Raw genomic sequence first — 18935 nt, 5'->3', positions numbered from 1 at the left:
ATTTGTTATTTTCTTGATTTATTTAAAAGTTAATAAGGAGAAATTACCTGAATTGGAATATTTTATCCATCATCTGACCATACTGATTCCTAATAATGAGATGTGAAGTGAGGGGTAAGAAATGTTATATCTACATGATGTTTGGGTGAATTGGTTTGAAGGTGAAGAAAACGGTTATAATGTCTGTGATTTTCATGAATGGAGAAAAGAAGATACGGTTGAGCTTTTAGATCAAGCGCCATTAATTAAGGTTGAGTCACCATTATTTAATTACATTGAAAATGATTTAGCCGAACTACCTCAAGACTTGTTAGATGACGTGTATCAGAAAAGTTTTGTAAGAAAAAATCATGAGCGTATTCAACTAGAGTATTGTTTTATTGTTACTGATGGCATTGGTATATTGGCGGTAGATACAATGGGTTATCATTTACCTATTCGTAAAAGTCGTTTAATTCCAAGACAAGAACAGCTTGTCTATGACATGGTAAATGAAGTGTCAGTTACTAAATATACATTTGAAAACAATGGAAAAAAAGAATATCATATCCTTTCTCCAGATCCGCACTTAATGAAAGGATTAACGAGAAAAGAAAGACAGTTAAAGCAGCTATTATTTATGACATTAGATCAGCTATATTCAACAGGTAACCCAGCTGAGATTCGTTATTGGTATACTGAATGGAATCCAACGAAATATGAAGAGATTCAAAAGCTAGAATTTGATGACGTATGGACACAATTATATGAAGAAACTAAAGGTGGCTGGTCAGACAGACATGAACACCTTTGTGAGCGCCTTGTTAAAGGTCAACCCTTTTTTGAGAAGTTATGGGAATTAGAACAAGGAACAAAGGTGAATTAGGTTTAAACCTCGTCAGGTTTAAGCCTAATATGGCCTGCTAATCATTGATAATCCGTATATGTAATCCATGACGCTTTTAGTTTTACGTACAGAGGTATACGCTATTTCTTTAAAACTATTAATTAAAGCAAAACAAAATTAGAAAGTAAGAAAAGTATCTTGCAATATAATAGAGGATTAATAATCAGAAATGTTCAAACAACAACAAACGCTCAGAGTAACTTAAATATATATAGGTTAAATAGTTACCGATAGGTAAAGCCTGTATCGTTGATTACCAAGTAATCATTGATACAGGCTTTTCTTATTATCTTCTTTTTCTGCCTAGCCCCATGGCAGTTTCAGCTTTTTTAATCATTTTGGTAGCAACTCGGTTTGCCTTTTCAGCTCCAAGGTCAAGATACTCGTCTAACTTCTCTGATTCAAGTAGCTCATAGTATCTTTCTTGGATAGGCTTAAGTACCTGAATCACGGCTTGAGCAACATCAGCTTTGAAATCCCCATAGCCCTTACCTTCATATTCCTGTTCAAGCATTTCTACGGATTTATTCGCACAAATAGAATACATCGTTAATAGGTTTGATACCCCTGGCTTGTTTTCTTTGTCAAACCTAACAATTCCTTCTGAATCGGTTACTGCACTTTTAATTTTCTTTTCTATCTGCTTTTCATCATCAAGCATCGAAATAAATGCTTTTGTATTAGCATCAGATTTACTCATTTTTTTTGTAGGCTCTTGTAATGACATAATTCTTGCGCCTACCTTAGGGATACTAACCTCAGGAATGGTGAAAATTTCATTATATTTTTTATTAAAGCGCTCTGCTAAATCACGAGTTAGCTCCATATGTTGTTTTTGATCTTCACCTACAGGAACGATATCTGTCCCATATAAAAGAATATCAGCAGCCATTAAAGGTGGATAGGTTAATAGTGCAGCGGAAACTGCTTCTTTTCCAGCCGACTTATCTTTAAACTGTGTCATTCTTTCTAATTCACCAATATAACTTACACATTGCATAATCCACCCTAGCTGTGCATGTGCAGGTACTTCTGATTGAATAAATAATGTTGATTTCTCCGGATCAATTCCAACAGCTATATATAATGCAGCTAAACTACGGATGTTTTTGCGTAAAGCGAGTCGATCTTGTGGAACCGTAATCGCATGTTGATCTACAATACAGAAATAACAATCATTATCTGCTTGTAATTCAACAAAGTGCTTCATTGCTCCTAAGTAATTTCCCATCGTTAATGTTCCGCTTGGTTGAATACCTGAAAAAATAGTTGCCAATCTAATAACCTCCATTTAATAAAATAGTATGTAGTTCTTTCAATGGGATGGACGATGTTTTGCTTAATAAATAGCTCTGTTAAAGATGCACGTTGTTTCCATTGTAATCAACATGGCAGCATATCTCCAATATGCTTTAACACAGCCTTACAATATAAAAAGGCCCATTCATCCCTACGATTAGGAAGGGACGAATGGACCGTGGTGCCACCCTTATTATTCCACTAATAAATGAAAGTGGAATCACTTTGAAATTCTTTTATATCGTGTGAATCAAACACGTAATAGCCTACTAAGTCAAAAGACAAGTTCAGTATTAATGCTCAAAAGTCCATTCCACATTTAATATCCTACTTGTTTCCACCAACCACAAGCTCTCTGTAAGGTCCTAAATATGTACTAATCTTTTTCATCGCAATAACTATATTTTGCTATATATTATAGATGAACTATTTTTAGAAATCAAGAAATTAATAGGACAAGCATATTGAATTACATTGATTATACGATTATGGTCAGGTATAAAAAATTAGAGAGCATACGAATGAGAAACTAAATAAATAAACGCCAGCTACAAGTACAGGGTAAGTCCAACGAAATGAAATCGAGTGATTTAAATGATTTTGATTAGTATTCTCATTTTGTCCCACGAAATTGCCGAGCTTTGAGATCCCGTTTTTTCTGAAAGTATATGAAAACGAATGAAATACCCCACTCTGAAGAATTAATAAACTTCCACCGAAAATTAAAATAATCAATGAGAATAAACAAATGTAATTTAGAAATGAAAGTATTAAAGGCATACTAGTGAGCGATGCCAATATGATGCTCAGGACACTAGTAAGGAATATGGTGAAAAATGTTACTTTTCTTTCACAACTCAAATATCAACACCTCAAATCTATACAATACACTTTTATTATAATGTAAAATATTTATCTATTTTATTATTACATGTAGTTAAATTTTTAATACTACCTTAATCAAAAAGAAAAGGAATTTGGCTAACTAGATTATCGATGTTTAGCGTTTGTATGTGTGAGTAAATAATAGAAAAATAATATCTATTTACGATTTAAGGTAAGAACGTGAATCTTGATCTTGATTATGATATAGGGGGCTAGTGTTTTGAAAAACTATATACTCGTCTTCATACTTATTACAATTGGATTATCATTAACAGCATGTGCTAATGAAAATGAAGGGAGTTATAAGCAAGAGCAAGTTCATAGCGTCGAGGCGAAAGAGCTGGATCAAACTCTCCATTTGCTTGGAAGCGCTGAGCTTCCTTCAATGGATACACTGGAAGCGACGGATAGTGCATCTTTTACCGCAATGAATCAAGTATTTGAAGGGTTATTCCGTCTAGGGCCAGATAATACACCGGTTCCTGGTGTGGCAAAAGAAGTAACAAAAAGTGAGGATGGAAAGAAACTAACATTTATACTAAATGAAAATGCAAAATGGAGTGATGGATCCCAAGTTACCGCAAGAGATTTTGTATATGCTTGGAGGAAAGCAATACATCCTGATACTATTTCACCATATGCTAAAATGATGGAACCAATTAAGAATGCGAAGGAAATTCTGACTCCAGGTAACCCGCTTTATGGAAAAGTTGAGAGGTTAGCTATAGAGGCTGTAGATGATATGACATTAAAAGTAACACTTGAGAATCCAGTTCCTTATTTTATTAGTTTAACAGCATTTCCTACTTTATTTCCTCAGAAACAAAGCTTTGTCGAAAAACAAGGAGCTGAATATGCTCTATATGCAGATAAGATGATTTACAATGGCCCATTCAAGTTAACAGAATGGAATGCGAAGGGGTGGACATTTACAAAAAACGAACAATATTGGGATAGAGAAAATGTGGAGCTACAACAAATCAAATATAAAATTATTAAAGACACTGCCTCGGAAATAAACTTATATGAAACAGGACAAACAGATCGGGCGTCTGTTAGTGCAGATTTGGTAGAACAATATATCGAGCACCCTGAATTGATAACAAATATTGAACCTACGATGTGGTATTTAAAATTTAATGTTGATCGAGTGCCATTAAATCAACGTAAAGCTATGCAGCGTGCAATTAATAAAGAGGATTTTGTGAAGGTATTGTTAAATAATGGTTCAACTTCAGCCGATTATTTCTTTCCTGTTGGTTTTTCAACACATCCTGCCACTGGTGCAGATTTTAGGTCCAAATTTGGGGATATTGTTAGCTATGATGTAAAGGCGGCAAGAGAATATTGGGAAAAAGCCCTTAAAGAAACGGGAGAAAGGAAGATCACATGGGAATTACTTATAAATGATAGAGATGAAATAAAGACAATTGCTGAATATGTAAAATATCAACTAGAAACAAATCTACCAGGATTAACCATAGATATAAATATACAGCCATTTAAACAACGCTTAGCTCTCGATGACAAAATTGATTATGATATTCAACTTACAGGTTGGGGCCCTGATTATCAAGATCCATTAACATTTATGGATCTATGGGTAACTGAAGGTGGAAATAATAATACTAATTACTCAAATAAAGCGTATGATGAAATAATTAAGGATGCAGCAGTTAATTTTTCTGATTTAGAAACTCGATTTGAAAATTTACAACATGCAGAGGTTATTTTACTTAAAAAAGATGCCGTTATTGTCCCACTTTTTCAACGTGGAAGTGCAGTTTTGCAAAAGTCATATGTGAAAAATTTGATTGTCCATCCATATGGGCCGAGTTATAGTTTTAAGTGGGCATATATTGAAACCAAATAACAATTAAAGGGCTTTGTTAATACTTAATGTTGATTGTAGCAAAAATTAACATGCTCATTTAACTAAGCTAATAAAAAAATGATAAAAACAATGGAAAAATATTCATAAAATATGTGACTTCAGGAGAGTATGTGTAATACATACTCTCTTTTCTTTACTTTATTAAGGATTAAGTTAAGAAAATGATGTGTTTTTCTCGATTTTTCGCAGGTGAAATGAGGATACCTAATTGTTTTGCTTTATACACATCACATGGAGGTAACTGCTTTGATACGTTATGTACTGAAGAGATTTATGTATATGTTTCTAACATTCATTATTATTGCAACCCTAACTTTTTTCTTAATGCAAACTTTACCAGGGTCACCATTTAACGATGAAAAACTTAGTGAAAATCAAATTGAAGTACTAAATAATAAGTATGGTTTAGATAAACCGTTGGCTATTCAATATGTAAAATATATGGGCAATTTATTTAAAGGTGATTTAGGTGTTTCTTTTCAGTATGAAGGTCGTTCTGTAACCGGGATTATAAGTGAACGAATTCCAGCGTCTGCATTTTTAGGTGCTCAAGCCTTATTGCTTGGAACTGTAATAGGTTTAATACTAGGGATTGTTGCTGCTCTTCGCCGAAATACAATTATTGATTATGGAGCAATGCTGGTTGCAGTATTTGGCATATCTATTCCATCTTTTGTTTTTGCAGGGTTGTTACAATATTGGTTTGCTGTTAGATGGAAACTATTGCCTGTCGCTTTTTGGGATGGGTATGAATATACAATTCTTCCAACGATTGCATTGTCTGTTTTTGTTATAGCAACAATTGCTCGATTTATTAGGACAGAGATGATTGATGTCTTAGGGCAAGATTATATTGTTACAGCAAGGGCGAAAGGCATTAGCAGCACAACTATCATTATACGCCATGGCATCCGTAATGCGATAATCCCAGTAATAACCATTTTGGGTCCGTTATCGGTTAATATTATGACTGGTTCATTAGTAATTGAACGGATTTTCGGTATTCCCGGTTTAGGTGAACAATTTGTTTTGTCAATTATGGCAAATGATTATCCGGTCATTATGGGGACAACATTATTTTATGCTGTGCTTTTTATTGGGATTGTGTTTATTGTTGATGTTTTATATGGAATGGTGGATCCAAGAATTCGCTTGGCTGGAGGGAATGAGTAATGCGTACAGATAAAACCCAGTTGTCAAACGAAATTTCGGCCGAATTATTTCATCCTATTAGTAAAGCTGAGTTGTACGGTAACAATGAGCAGGTTTCAAGAAAAAGCTTAACTTACTGGCGTGATGCGTGGTTACGCTTATGTAAAAATAAAGGAGCTATAGTAGGACTTGTTATAATCACAGTTATAAGTTTGTTAGCCATATTTGGGCCATATGCGAATGGCTATACATATAAGGAACAGAATCTATTACGTTCTAATTTGCCACCGAAAATTCCATTATTAGAGAACGTTCCTTTTTTAGGCGTAAATGGTGTAGATATTCGTGGTGTTGATCAGTACGAGAAAAAGGGGATCAAGAACTATCATTGGTTTGGTACAGATCAATTAGGACGTGATTTGTGGACTAGAATTTGGCAGGGTACTCGGATTTCACTATACATTGCAATTTTGGCTGCTGCGATTGATCTTGTAATTGGAGTAGCTTATGGGAGTATATCCGCCTACTATGGTGGTCGAGTGGATACGATGATGCAGCGTATTATTGAAATCTTAGTTGGTATTCCAAATTTAATAGTTATTATAATGTTCATTCTTGTTCTTAATCCAGGAATTCTTTCAATTACTTTAGCAATGGTACTTACTGGATGGGTAAGTATGGCTCGCGTTGTTCGCGGGCAAATTTTACTGCTCAAAGGTCAAGAATATGTGCTAGCTTCGCAAACATTAGGTGCATGTAATTCTCGAATAATCTGGAAACATCTCATTCCGAATGCACTTGGTCCTATTATAATAACAACAATGTTTACAGTACCAAGTGCAATTTTTACTGAGGCTTTTTTGAGTTTTATTGGTTTAGGATTACGACCACCTACCGCTTCATTAGGTACACTTATTAATGATGGTTATAAAATGATGAGAACATACCCACATATGATGGTGATTTCTTCAATTGTAATAAGTTTGATTATGATTAGTTTTAATCTAGTTGGGGATGGACTTCGAGATGCTTTAGATCCTAAGATGCGTAAATAGGAGGAAATATGAATAACATTATGGAAGTGAAAGACTTAGCAGTTTACTTTAAAACTTTTGCTGGTGAGGTTAAAGCAGTTCGAGGTGTTAATTTTTATTTGCGTAAAGGAGAAACGTTGGCCATTGTGGGTGAATCAGGTTCTGGCAAATCGGTTACTTCAAAAAGTATTATGCGTCTTCTTCCAAGTCCGGCAGGGCGTATAATAAAAGGTGAAATTCTTTTTGAAGGAAAAGATTTAGCGCAGTTAACAGATAAGCAAATGCAGTCTATCAGAGGGTCAGAAATATCGATGATTTTTCAAGACCCGATGACGTCATTAAACCCTACAATGACCATTGGAAATCAAATTATTGAAGTGTTGATGAAACATCACAAGCTCCATAAAAAGAAGGCGAGTAATCGTGCCCTTGAACTGTTAACACTTGTTGGAATTCCGAAACCTGAGGTTCGGATTAACCATTATCCCCATCAATTTTCAGGTGGTATGAGACAACGGGTAGTCATTGCAATTGCGATAGCATGTAATCCAAAAGTTTTAATTGCGGATGAACCAACAACAGCATTAGACGTTACGATTCAGGCACAAATACTTGATTTAATGAAGGACCTGCAAGCTAATTCTAATACATCAATTATCCTAATAACACATGATCTGGGTGTGGTTGCTAATATAGCACAGCGTATCGCGGTTATGTATGCAGGAAAAATAGTCGAAACGGGGACTGTTGATGAATTATTCTATAATCCAAAACATCCATATACATGGGGATTACTTGCATCCATGCCAAAGCTTCATACAAAAAAAGGAAAGTTGCTCTCGATTCCGGGGACACCTCCTGACCTGCTCGAACCGCCCGCAGGTTGCTCTTTCTCTTCTCGTTGTCCATATACAATGCAAGTTTGTAAATTTTATTCCCCCCCATATGTAAAGTTTTCCGATACACAATTAACAGCTTGCTGGTTACAGGATGGACGTGCCCCTAATGTTGAACCACCAAAAGAAATAGCTGGAGGGCTGTAGAATGCAGAGTGAAGGCACAAAACTTATTGAAGTTAAAAATTTGAAAAAATACTTTAAAATAGGGAAAAAGCAAGTTCTTAAAGCAGTTGAAAACGTTTCTTTTGATATCTATAAAGGAGAGACATTTGGATTAGTAGGTGAATCTGGCTGTGGAAAGTCAACAACGGGTCGAACGATTATTCGTCTGCACGAAGCAACAGACGGTGAAGTTCTATTTGAAGGAATAAATGTACACGAGAAAAAGTCGGGGAAGGAGTTAAAAAAGATAAATCGTAAAATGCAGATGATCTTTCAAGATCCCTATGCATCGCTAAATCCCCGCATGACAGTTGCAGATTTAATTGCAGAAGGCATGGATATACACGGTCTGGCGAAAAATCCTCTCGAACGTAAAGAAAGAATTGAAGAATTATTAACAACCGTAGGTTTAAACCGGGACCATGCGACGCGTTATCCACATGAATTTTCTGGAGGGCAGCGCCAACGAATTGGAATAGCACGAGCTTTAGCAGTGGAACCAGATTTTATTATCGCTGATGAGCCCATTTCAGCTTTAGATGTCTCAGTTCAAGCACAGGTGGTAAATTTAATGCAGGAGCTTCAGCGGGAGCGGGGACTTACTTACTTATTTATTGCCCATGATTTATCGATGGTTAAGTTTATTAGCGATCGTATCGGCGTAATGTATCTTGGGTCATTAGTTGAATTAGCAAACAGTGAGTGTTTATATACTGAACCATTGCATCCGTATACCAAAGCATTACTGTCTGCAATTCCTATCCCTGATCCCGAAATCGAACGATCTCGAGAACGGATCATCCTAGAGGGGCACATTCCAAATCCTTTAGAGCCTCCAAGTGGATGCCGTTTTAGAACAAGGTGCCCAGAAGCAATGGACGTATGTTCACGCTATGAGCCTAAGTGGTTAGAAACGGCAGAAAACCACTGGGTAGCATGCCATTTGTACAATAAAACCGAGTAGGAAACATCAAGAAGAATATTTAAACAAGCTTATGAATAGGATGTATTAAAAGAACCAGCTGTAGTTTCAGCTGGTTATATTTTTAATAATGTGTATTTTTGTAAGTACTGTGCTAATACTGGCGTTGCTACAGGATGTTGCGATTTTTAGCCAGTGCTATCCTAATTAGAGTCAGGATGGTGAGGATTTTCTCGTTTCCCACAGGACGTGGGAACGACAAGGGATAGTTCGCTTTCTAAGTGCTAATGATGTTATCGAGAAAGTAGATTTTTCCTTTGAAAATATAGCCCTACATCGAGTTTAATAAAAGGATTGGTGTAATAATAACCCTTAGAAAACTTAAGAGGGAGGATTTATATGTATTATCGTTCTTTTGAACACTTAGTTGCCTTGGAAAGCCTTGACCCGGTCAAATACGGGCAGATTATGGGTAATGTAAAAGCTATATACGATGGTGAACAATATCTATTCAAAGAAAATGATTATCGCTTAAGATATAAGGTTTATCAATATATGATCCAGCGTGCCTGAGCTGAAAGTTTTTATAAAAATTAAATATAGAGAATGATAATGATAATTTGAGGAAAATAATCGCAACTTACCATTATAGGTATGATTTTTAAAAGAAATTGTCTGAAAAAACACTTTCGTGTCGGAAAATATCCTATAATATATAGAAGAAACCAATAGAGATGGGAGCTTCAAAAATGGGGAAACAAAGATTAAAAAGCTCGGTTACTATTATGACCCTCGTATCACTTATCATGGGATTGCTTGTAGTAACAAACGTGGGATTTGCAGAGGAAAACAGAACGGTAGCATTTCACTCTAAAAAGCAACTTGAAGCAAAAAAGGTGAGTGTCCCGATCACTTCGCCACGATTTAAATATGATACTGGTTTATCTTTTGAATATCCAGATGCAGTAAGAGGTGTTTACATGACTGCACATATTGCCGGCGGGTATAAAAATTATCTGGATCATCAAGCAGATCCAAATAAAAGCTTGTATACACCAGGTCAAAAGTTTGCTGATATCATGAACTTGATGGATAATACAGATTTGAATGCAGTAGTTGTTGACATTAAAGATGATTGGGGAAATTTAACGTATGAACCTGCTGAAGGCTCTCCACTTGTTTCAATAGGAAAACCATATATCAGTAATCCACGAGAACTCCTTGAACTGTTAGAGAAAAAGCAAGTGTATCCAATTGCACGGATTGTAGTATTTAAAGATTCAGTATGGGCTAATCAACGTCCAGATTTGTCTTTTCAAGATAATGGAACTGTTTGGAAGAACGGTCGTGGTGAATCATTTGTCAATCCATTTTTAAAAGAAGTCTGGGAGCATAATGTTGAGATTGCCATCGATGCTGCAAAATTAGGCTTTAAAGAAATCCAATTCGATTATGTTCGCTTTCCGGAAGGATTTGAAAAAAGAGATAAGCAATTAACCTATAGTATGGGTGAATATCAAAATGTTGAAACGGATAATGTTCAAAAGCGTGTTCAAGCGGTAACAGATTTTGTTGCCTATGCTAAGAAGGAATTAGAAGGATATGATGTGGACGTTTCTGTTGATATTTTTGGTTATACGGCGACGCTTCCTGAAGCGCCGGGAATAGGACAGAACTTCACAAAAATTTCAGAGCATGTTGATGTCATTTCTTCAATGATATATCCAAGTCATTGGACCTCTTATTTTGGAATTGCCAAACCAGATCTTGAACCATATCGATTAGTAACTGAGTATGCTAAAGTAGAGAATCAGAAACTAACTGAAGTTGAAAATCGTCCGATTTCTCGACCGTGGATTCAAGATTTTACAGCATCCTATTTAGGCAGGGGTAATTATTTGGTGTACGGTAAAGCCGAGGTAGAGGCACAAATCAAAGCATTAAATGAAAATGGCATTCAAGAATTTTTGTTATGGGATGCAGGTAATACGTACACTACGGGTGTTGATTATACCCCTTTAACTCCATAATTTAGAAAAGCGAAAGTGCATTGAGCAGCACTGCCAAATGAAGTGCTGGTATAATACCCGGCGAGAGGTTATTTTACCAGTATGGGTAGGCGCTTGAACTGAACAGTAACGAAAAAATAAGGTGGCAACTGCCACCTTATTTTTTTCCACCTACAAGTTTCCAACCGGCTTGGGTTTTCGACGTTTGATCTGTATGAAGATTTTGTTTTCCTCTTCCAAATACATTTACACCAATAGCATTTGATAGTACACCATTTAAAGCGGTAATTCCAACAACTAATGCGGCTATAATAATGAAATCAAGAAAATATTGTCCCATAGTTAGTTAAACCCCCTATTATTCCAGCCTATCCTTATTTTATAAGATGTTTATGAGAATTAAAAGGGGGGATGCTAATTTTAACAAGGATTATAATTAACATTGTCGATTAGCTTTATATTTGATGATGATTAATAAAAGGAGTAGGTCAATGAGTACTGCGAATTGGTATGAGAAACTAAATCAATATTTTCCAATTGAAGAAATGAAGTCTAAACAGCATATGGAAATCCTGCTTCATGAAAAAGGGGATATATACCATAAGGACGAAGGGGAACATCATGTAATGATGTATGTTGAAACAGAGGATTTTATTTTTATTGATTATTTATTTGTTTCAAAAGATGCCCGAGGTCAAGGGCTAGGACATAAATTGCTCGATAAGTTAAAGCAAACAAGTAAACCTATTATATTAGAAGTAGAGCCTGTTGATTACGAGGATACAGATACTGAAAAACGCTTGCGTTTTTATAAACGGGAGGGTTTCAAGCATGCTGAATCAATCGGTTATCGACGCCGGTCATTAGCAACAAATGAAATCAATTCCATGGAAATTCTCTATTGGTCACCAACAGATGAACCCGAATCATTAGTCGAGAAGAAAATGTTTGAAGGAATGAGGAAGGTGTATGAAGAAATTCATACGTATAAAGATAAAGAAATCTACGGCAAATCTTATCAAGATGTTGATGAAGTGCTAACATATGATGCTAATAATGATACAGAGAATATACTAGATGAATTGTAAATATACGTTTTTCGATCCAAGGACCAAATCGCGTAAGGTTTGGTCTTTTTTTGTGTGGTGGAAGTCTGACAGGATTGAAGGAATATCGGCTTTTGTAGTCAGAATCCAGGTGTTATTCTGACAGTATCGAGTGAAAATCGGCATGTGGAGTCAGAATCCTGCCCGAATTCTGACAGGATTGAAAGAAAATGCGCTTGAGGAGTCAGAATCCTGCCCGAATTCTGACAGCATTGAAGAAAAATCTCCTTGAGGAGTCAGAATCCAGGTGTGATTCTGACAGGATTGAAGAAAAATGCGCATGAGGAGTCAGAATCCAGATGTAATTCTGACAGGATTGAGTGAAAATCGGCATGAGGAGTCAGAATCCTGCCCGAATTCTGACAGGATTGAAAGAAAATGCGCATGAGGAGTCAGAATCCAGGTGTGATTCTGACAGGATTGAAGAAAAATCGGCGTGCCGAGTCAGAATCCTAGTGTGATTCTGACAGGATTGAGTGGAAATCGGCATGTGGAGTCAGAATCCTGCCCGAATTCTGACAAGATTGAAGAAAAATCGGCATGCCGAGTCAGAATCCTAGTGTGATTCTGACAGCATTGAAGAAAAATGCGCATGAGGAGTCAGAATCCAGGTGTGATTCTGACAGCATTGAAGAAAAATGCGCATGAGGAGTCAGAATCCAGATGTAATTCTGACAGGATTGAAAGAAAATGCGCTTGAGGAGTCAGAATCCTAGTGTGATTCTGACAGGATTGAGTGAAAATCGGCATGAGGAGTCAGAATCCTGCCCGAATTCTGACAGGATTGAAAGAAAATGCGCTTGAGGAGTCAGAATCCAGGTGTGATTCTGACAGGATTGAAAGAAAATGTGCTTGTGGAGTCAGAATCCAGGTGTGATTCTGACAGGATCGAGTGAAAATCGGCATGAGGAGTCAGAATCATGCACGAATTCTGACAGGATTGAAAGAAAATGCGCATGTGGAGTCAGAATTCTAGTGTGATTCTGACAGGATTGAGTGAAAATCGGCATGAGGAGTCAGAACTATGCCTGTATTCTGACAGGATTGAAAGAAAATGCCCTTGAGGAGTCAGAATCCAGGTGTGATTCTGACAGGATTGAAAGAAAATGCGCATATGGAGTCAGAATTCTAGTGTGATTCTGACAGGATTGAGTGAAAATCGGCATGAGGAGTCCGAATCATGCCCGAATTCTGACAGGATTGAAAGAAAATGCGCTTGAGGAGTCAGAATCCTAGTGTGATTCTGACAGGATTGAGTGAAAATCGGCATGAGGAGGTCCGAATCATGCCCGAATTCTGACAGGATTGAAAGAAAATGTGCTTGTGGAGTCAGAATCCAGGTGTGATTCTGACAGGATCGAGTGAAAATCGGCATGAGGAGTCAGAACTATGCCTGTATTCTGACAGAATTGAAAGAAAATGCGCTTGAGGAGTCAGAATTCTAGTGTGATTCTGACAGGATTGAGTGAAAATCGGCATGAGGAGTCAGAATCCTGCCCGAATTCTGACAGGATTGAAAGAAAATGCCCTTGAGGAGTCAGAATCCAGGTGTGATTCTGACAGGATTGAAAGAAAATGCGCTTGAGGAGTCAATCCTAGTGTGATTCTGACAGGATTGAGTGAAAATCGGCATGTGGAGTCAGAATCCTGCCCGAATTCTGACAGGATTGAAAGAAAAAGCGCTTGAGGAGTCAGAATCCTAGTGTAATTCTGACAGGATTGAAAGAAAATGGGCATGAGGAGTCAGAATCCAGGTGTGATTCTGACAGGATTGAAGAAAAATGCGCATGAGGAGTCAGAATCCAGGTGTGATTCTGACAGGATTGATTGAAAATCGGCATGAGGAGTCAGAATCCTAGTGTGATTCTGACAGATTGAAAGAAAGATGGCATGAGGAGTCAGAATCCTGCCCAGATTCTGAAGGGAAATCGGCTGTCCGTATTCAAACAGAATTGAATAAACATCAACTCGCTAAAGGTTTAATTCATAATCATTAATTATCCCTATTGGAATTCTTTAATTTTTTTGTTAAAAAATTCACAGATTAGTTGAAACCTTTTGTTAAGGTTTAACGTATATATATATGCAAACATATTATTAATTTCGAAAGGAGCGATATAAAAATATTAAACCAATTTAAGAAGACTCTACATACAATCTTATTCTCAATTAAAGGTCAATTTATTGTATAACAGCCAGTAAAAATGTACTTTTTAAACATTTATTTTTAAAAACTATATATTTATAGCCCGGTTTGTTGTATAATAATTACAAATAATGCTTATTAAAAATAATTTTAAAATAATAGTCAGTTTTTATATAAATTTGTTAAACATTAGAGGAGTGAGCTTTGAATGGTAACGTTGTATACATCACCAAGTTGTACTTCATGCCGAAAAGCAAAGGCTTGGCTTGAAGAACATGAAATAGCATACAGAGAAAGAAACATATTTACAGAGCCGCTAACTATAGATGAAACAAAAGAGATTTTGAGAATGACTGAGAATGGAACAGATGAAATTATCTCAACAAGATCTAAAATCTTCCAAAAACTAGATGTCGATCTAGAAACAATGCCTTTACAAGAATTATTTAAATTGATTAGTGAGAACCCTGGTTTGCTTCGTCGTCCTATTATTATTGACGAAAAACGTTTGCAAGTTGGCTATAATGAAGATGAAATTCGCCGATTCTTACCAAGACGAGTGCGTACTTTTCAATTACGAGAAGCACAACGTTTAGTAAATTAAAAAAAAACTTCTACTATTGTAGAAGTTTTTTTTAAATTTGTAGATATTTTGTAAATCCTATGAAGAAAAGTTAGTTAAAGTCTTTTTTAACGCTCCTGAAATAAGAACCAATAAAATAGTTATGATAGGAATTATAAAATACCCATAGCTATAACTTTCCAATATTGGCTGAATTCTTTCTTCATTAATTATCATGGTTCCAGCAGTATATGCTAGGATACCTGCACCAAGATAAATGATGATTGGAAAACGTTCCATGTAGTGTAGAATAATCTTACTACCCCAGACAATAATTGGTATTGAGAATAATAATCCTATCATTACTAGGACGACATGACCTTCCGCAGCACCTGCTACTGCAAGGACGTTGTCGAAGCCCATTACAATATCAGCAACAACAATGGTCTTAACAGCTTGTATAAGCGTTGTACCACCCTTTATATTAGAAGGATCATCATTATTGTCAGCCAGTAATTTATAAGCAATCCAAATTAGGAAAAGTCCTCCTATTAACTGTAAATAAGGTATCATTAATAAATATACCGCCATAACGGTTAATAGTATCCGCATAATAATAGCAAGCAAAGTTCCAAAAATGATCGCTTTATTTCGTTTAGAAACAGGCAAATTGCGACTGGCTAGTGCAATTACTATAGCGTTATCACCTCCAAGTACTAGATCAATACCAATTATAATAAGTATTTGACTAATAATTTCAAAATCCAAAATTAGAGCCCCCCTCGTCCATTTCAATCAATACTATGTATATGCAAACAAGCCTAAATAATCACCAATAAAGACAAAATGCTTGGTTTAGGAATAAATCAGCCTATATTTATATACATATATCAAAACAAGTATTTTTATAAAGGACTATTGCGAAACGAATATGCACGATTATAAATAAACATAATGGACGTAAGCCTGTTTTTATTTAAATAGAATTTTTTATTTCCATTATTATTGTTTTTATCATAAAATAAAAGTACAAGGTTATTTCTCTTCATTTTAGGGAATGTTTAGATTATACACTAATTTTTTCAGCTATTATGTTCCTTGAATAAAGAGTAAAACTAAGTATCTAAGAGCATTTGCTCGGGGGTAGGTAGTCCCTTCAGGTTTTGAATCTTGGTATAGAAGGGAGAGAGGAAGAATGGAAATTGAACGCATTAATGAGCACACAGTAAAGTTCTATGTAACGTATCGGGATATAGAAGATCGGGGTTTTGATCGAGATGAAATTTGGTACAATCGCGAGCGAAGTGAAGAGCTGTTTTGGGAAATGATGGATGAAGTTAATAGTAGTGAAGACTTCACCGTTGAAGGCCCACTTTGGATTCAAGTCCAAGCTTTAGAAAAAGGACTTGAGGTTGTTGTAACAAAGGCACAACTATCAAAAGATGGACATAAGCTTGAACTACCAATTGGCAACGATAAACAAATTGATTTACCTGTGGATGAAAAAATTGAATCCTTGTTAGATCAAACCTTCAATGTCGATAAAGACAATGATTACGAAGATGATTACCCATATGAACAAGTAGGACTTGATGAAGAGGAACTACGGTTTCTTATTGGTTTCCATGACTTCGAAGACATCATAAGATTAAGTCATAGTATTTTTTCAGATGGAATAACTAGCAGCTTATATCATTTTGAAGGAAAATACTATTTATATATTGGTTTTATCGAGGAACAATTTGAAGAAGAGATCGAAGATGATATACTTTGCCAAATTCTTGAATACGGCTTTGAGTCAAGATTATCTATCCACAGAGTCCAAGAATATGGAAAACTGATTATGCAAGAAGATGCGCTAGAACAAGTTAGTAAGCATTTTCCTTTAAAGGATTAACGATTCCGCGTAAAGTGGAATCGTTTTTTATATGAAACTATAATATTTTGTGCAGGAAAGCCCATCTTTTCGTCGAAAGCTATTGAAAATGAAAAGAGGTGTTTTTAATGTTTACTGCCCAAACAATGGATGGAAAAAAGTATTCACTAGTCGATCCATGGCCCAAAAATGAATTAGAAAATCTAAGGAATAATGAACAACTCTATTGCACCATTTGTAAACAACCTGTCCAAATGAAATTAGGTGAGCAGAGGTTGTGGCATTTTGCACACTTGCCCAACTCGAATTGTAAACTAAAGCTTGAAAATGAAACAGAATATCATATGCATGGAAAACAAAAGCTCTACCATTGGTTAAAAGATCAGGATCTCAAAGTTGAAATTGAACGCTATTTCCCCAAGTTGCAGCAAAGACCAGACCTTTTCGTTGAAATAAGTGATATTAAATATGCTATTGAATATCAATGTGCTTCAATATCTAGTAGTCAACTTATATCACGAACACTAAGCTACAAACGTGAAAATATTTTTCCTGTTTGGATTTTAGGTGGCAAACGTTTTAAAAGGAATTCAGAATCTATTCAAAGACCTACCACATTTGATTTATTAATGACATATCAGTCACAAAATGCTAATCACCTATTGCTTTACTTTTGTCCTCTTACAAACAAGTTTGCACTATCTTCATCGTTAAATTCGTTTTCATCTAATACCTTTGTTGCAAACACTTCTTTTCTATCACCCAATCAATTAACCTTTTCAACAATGTTAAATTTTCATAACCATACAAACCCGAATATGAATATATCATGGCTAAAATTAAAAACCGGATGGAGAGCGGCAGGATATCGATTTACAGAAGGATTCTGGAAAGAGTGGTTTTATAATCAAGGAAGTCTATTACCATTACTACCCTCTGAGGTTGGTATTCCAGTCTCAGAAATGATATGGATTAATACGAACGTCATGATTTGGCAAGGATGGATTCTGCTTAAATATATTAGCCCTCTTAGAATAGGTGAATTTCTAACATTTAGGCAAGTATATGACGGCTTTAATGCCTTTAAAAATGCGAAAAAATTTACAATAAGACAACTTCCTGGCATTAATAATAGCCACTATTCTTTTGCCATCATGAACTACTTACAACAACTAGTTTATTTGGGGATTCTGAGAAATACAAACAACCTTACTGAGTTTGAAAAGGTAAAAGAAGTAGCCTTTCCAAAAAATATGAACAATGCATGTGAAATGGACAAACTGGTTTTGAACAAAAGAAATTACTTTGGTAAGTAAAAATTAGCTATAGGCATATAGGAATTCGATCATTTTTTGACAATGCAAAGTCTGTGATATAATCACTCTATTTTATACGAAACTTCCTTATTCTTTAAAAAAAGGGGAAAGGTAATAACGTATTGGTCATCAATGTATGTAAGTTGCACCAGGCGGCTGTAAGTTGTTGGTGTATGTGGTTAGGATGAGACTATTGCTAGTCTACAAGACACTATGATCTTAATTCAAGTTCAACTGTAAAGATTGCAAAAGCATTAGCGGATGCAATTGAATGTAAGATTAATGATTTACCAGTAAGTATAGTGCTATCTAGGTTCGAGCAAAAAGCAGTAGCGATTTTACTATGTTTTAGGAATTAAAGATATTCGAATTGGGCCTAAGCCACCAGTATTCATCTCAGAAGGCGTATAATTGGTGATGCACAAGAAGATAGTGCAAACAATGCTTGCTTTGCTTTATCTGAAATAAATTAATTAAAAAAATTATTAAGCTGACCTAAAAATGCATAATTTTTGTGTCAGCTTTTTTTTGTCTACATAATTGAGTAGCTGGGATATAAACCAAGATACTATTTACTTAATTGTGATAGTTGATTATTCCTTTACATCTAGGACATTCATATACACCACTACCTACTACTCCGAAACTCCGCTCATATAGTCTTTGCATTGGAATGTAGCATCTTGGACATTTGACCTGCTTATTAGTATCCTTTTTTGATGCCAAAGCCTAACACCTCCATAGTAAAATATATTCCAAATCGACTTAATTGGTGTAATTACAGTTT

The 18935-nt window shown here is 35.6% G+C and carries 16 protein-coding genes, 1 pseudogene and 1 other annotated feature; of the genes and pseudogenes, 13 read left to right on the top strand and 4 right to left on the bottom strand.

The window, feature by feature from the left end; translation table 11 throughout:
* Window positions 1–121 precede the first annotated feature (121 nt).
* The gene (locus C1724_RS13830) at window positions 122–865 is read left to right on the top strand and encodes a YjbA family protein (protein ID WP_102347340.1); all 744 of its coding nucleotides are present in this window, start codon (window positions 122–124) and stop codon (window positions 863–865) included.
* Between the two features lie 307 nt (window positions 866–1172).
* On the opposite strand, the gene trpS is transcribed toward C1724_RS13830, so the two are convergent.
* Together trpS and C1724_RS26415 are read right to left on the bottom strand one after the other, a co-directional pair.
* On the bottom strand, window positions 1173–2177 hold the full coding sequence (gene trpS / locus C1724_RS13825; RefSeq protein WP_102347339.1) for a tryptophan--tRNA ligase: 1005 nt from the start codon (window positions 2175–2177) through the stop codon (window positions 1173–1175).
* A 168-nt stretch (window positions 2178–2345) separates the two neighbouring features.
* Window positions 2346–2584 (bottom strand) — a binding site (T-box leader).
* 93 nt (window positions 2585–2677) lie between these two features.
* The gene (locus C1724_RS26415) at window positions 2678–2965 is read right to left on the bottom strand and encodes a DUF3899 domain-containing protein (RefSeq protein ID WP_374703463.1); all 288 of its coding nucleotides are present in this window, start codon (window positions 2963–2965) and stop codon (window positions 2678–2680) included.
* Between the two features lie 325 nt (window positions 2966–3290).
* On the opposite strand from C1724_RS26415, the gene C1724_RS13815 reads away from it, so the two are divergent.
* From C1724_RS13815 to C1724_RS13790, 7 genes are all read left to right on the top strand, one after another.
* A complete protein-coding gene (locus C1724_RS13815) occupies window positions 3291–4943 on the top strand; it encodes a peptide ABC transporter substrate-binding protein (RefSeq protein WP_180994276.1) in 1653 nt (550 codons plus the stop codon).
* Window positions 4944–5210: 267 nt separating this feature from the next.
* Window positions 5211–6137, top strand: a complete 927-nt coding sequence (gene opp3b / locus C1724_RS13810; protein ID WP_102347337.1) for an oligopeptide ABC transporter permease — start codon at window positions 5211–5213, stop codon at window positions 6135–6137.
* On the top strand, window positions 6137–7171 hold the full coding sequence (gene opp3C / locus C1724_RS13805) for an oligopeptide ABC transporter permease (protein WP_102347336.1): 1035 nt from the start codon (window positions 6137–6139) through the stop codon (window positions 7169–7171). The genes opp3b and opp3C overlap by 1 nt, the downstream gene beginning before the upstream one ends.
* A gap of 8 nt (window positions 7172–7179) precedes the next feature.
* The gene (locus C1724_RS13800) at window positions 7180–8193 is read left to right on the top strand and encodes an ABC transporter ATP-binding protein (protein ID WP_102347335.1); all 1014 of its coding nucleotides are present in this window, start codon (window positions 7180–7182) and stop codon (window positions 8191–8193) included.
* Window position 8194: 1 nt separating this feature from the next.
* A complete protein-coding gene (locus tag C1724_RS13795) occupies window positions 8195–9175 on the top strand; it encodes an ABC transporter ATP-binding protein (RefSeq protein ID WP_102347334.1) in 981 nt (326 codons plus the stop codon).
* A gap of 357 nt (window positions 9176–9532) precedes the next feature.
* Complete coding sequence (locus tag C1724_RS25665) at window positions 9533–9706, top strand: hypothetical protein (protein WP_180994275.1); 174 nt, start codon at window positions 9533–9535, stop codon at window positions 9704–9706.
* A gap of 233 nt (window positions 9707–9939) precedes the next feature.
* Window positions 9940–11163, top strand: coding sequence for a putative glycoside hydrolase (locus tag C1724_RS13790; protein WP_374703462.1), 1224 nt, complete (start codon window positions 9940–9942; stop codon window positions 11161–11163).
* Between the two features lie 136 nt (window positions 11164–11299).
* On the opposite strand, the gene C1724_RS13785 is transcribed toward C1724_RS13790, so the two are convergent.
* Window positions 11300–11482 (bottom strand): hypothetical protein, encoded by a 183-nt coding sequence (locus C1724_RS13785; protein WP_102347333.1) that lies wholly within the window; start codon window positions 11480–11482, stop codon window positions 11300–11302.
* A gap of 151 nt (window positions 11483–11633) precedes the next feature.
* Here C1724_RS13785 and C1724_RS13780 point away from each other — a divergent pair, with 151 nt between their 5' ends.
* Together C1724_RS13780 and spxA are read left to right on the top strand one after the other, a co-directional pair.
* Window positions 11634–12230, top strand: coding sequence for a GNAT family N-acetyltransferase (locus C1724_RS13780; RefSeq protein WP_102347332.1), 597 nt, complete (start codon window positions 11634–11636; stop codon window positions 12228–12230).
* A gap of 2372 nt (window positions 12231–14602) precedes the next feature.
* Window positions 14603–14998: a transcriptional regulator SpxA gene (gene spxA, locus C1724_RS13775; RefSeq protein ID WP_102347331.1), complete on the top strand. Its 396-nt coding sequence runs from the start codon at window positions 14603–14605 to the stop codon at window positions 14996–14998.
* Between the two features lie 57 nt (window positions 14999–15055).
* Here spxA and C1724_RS13770 read toward each other — a convergent pair whose 3' ends face one another.
* On the bottom strand, window positions 15056–15724 hold the full coding sequence (locus tag C1724_RS13770; RefSeq protein WP_102347330.1) for a TerC family protein: 669 nt from the start codon (window positions 15722–15724) through the stop codon (window positions 15056–15058).
* A 427-nt stretch (window positions 15725–16151) separates the two neighbouring features.
* Here C1724_RS13770 and mecA point away from each other — a divergent pair, with 427 nt between their 5' ends.
* The 3 genes and pseudogenes from mecA to C1724_RS13755 form a co-directional block, all read left to right on the top strand.
* Complete coding sequence (mecA, locus tag C1724_RS13765) at window positions 16152–16853, top strand: adaptor protein MecA (RefSeq protein WP_102347329.1); 702 nt, start codon at window positions 16152–16154, stop codon at window positions 16851–16853.
* 107 nt (window positions 16854–16960) lie between these two features.
* Window positions 16961–18148, top strand: coding sequence for a competence protein CoiA (locus C1724_RS13760; RefSeq protein WP_102347328.1), 1188 nt, complete (start codon window positions 16961–16963; stop codon window positions 18146–18148).
* Between the two features lie 221 nt (window positions 18149–18369).
* A pseudogene (locus tag C1724_RS13755) lies at window positions 18370–18556 on the top strand (hydroxylamine reductase); the annotation flags it as partial.
* Between the last annotated feature and the right edge of the window lie 379 nt (window positions 18557–18935).

Source organism: Bacillus sp. Marseille-P3661 (assembly GCF_900240995.1).
Taxonomy (GTDB): domain Bacteria; phylum Bacillota; class Bacilli; order Bacillales; family Bacillaceae_J; genus OESV01.
Note: the sequence above shows the minus strand (reverse complement) of the source record. Positions and strands in the feature narration are given on the sequence as shown.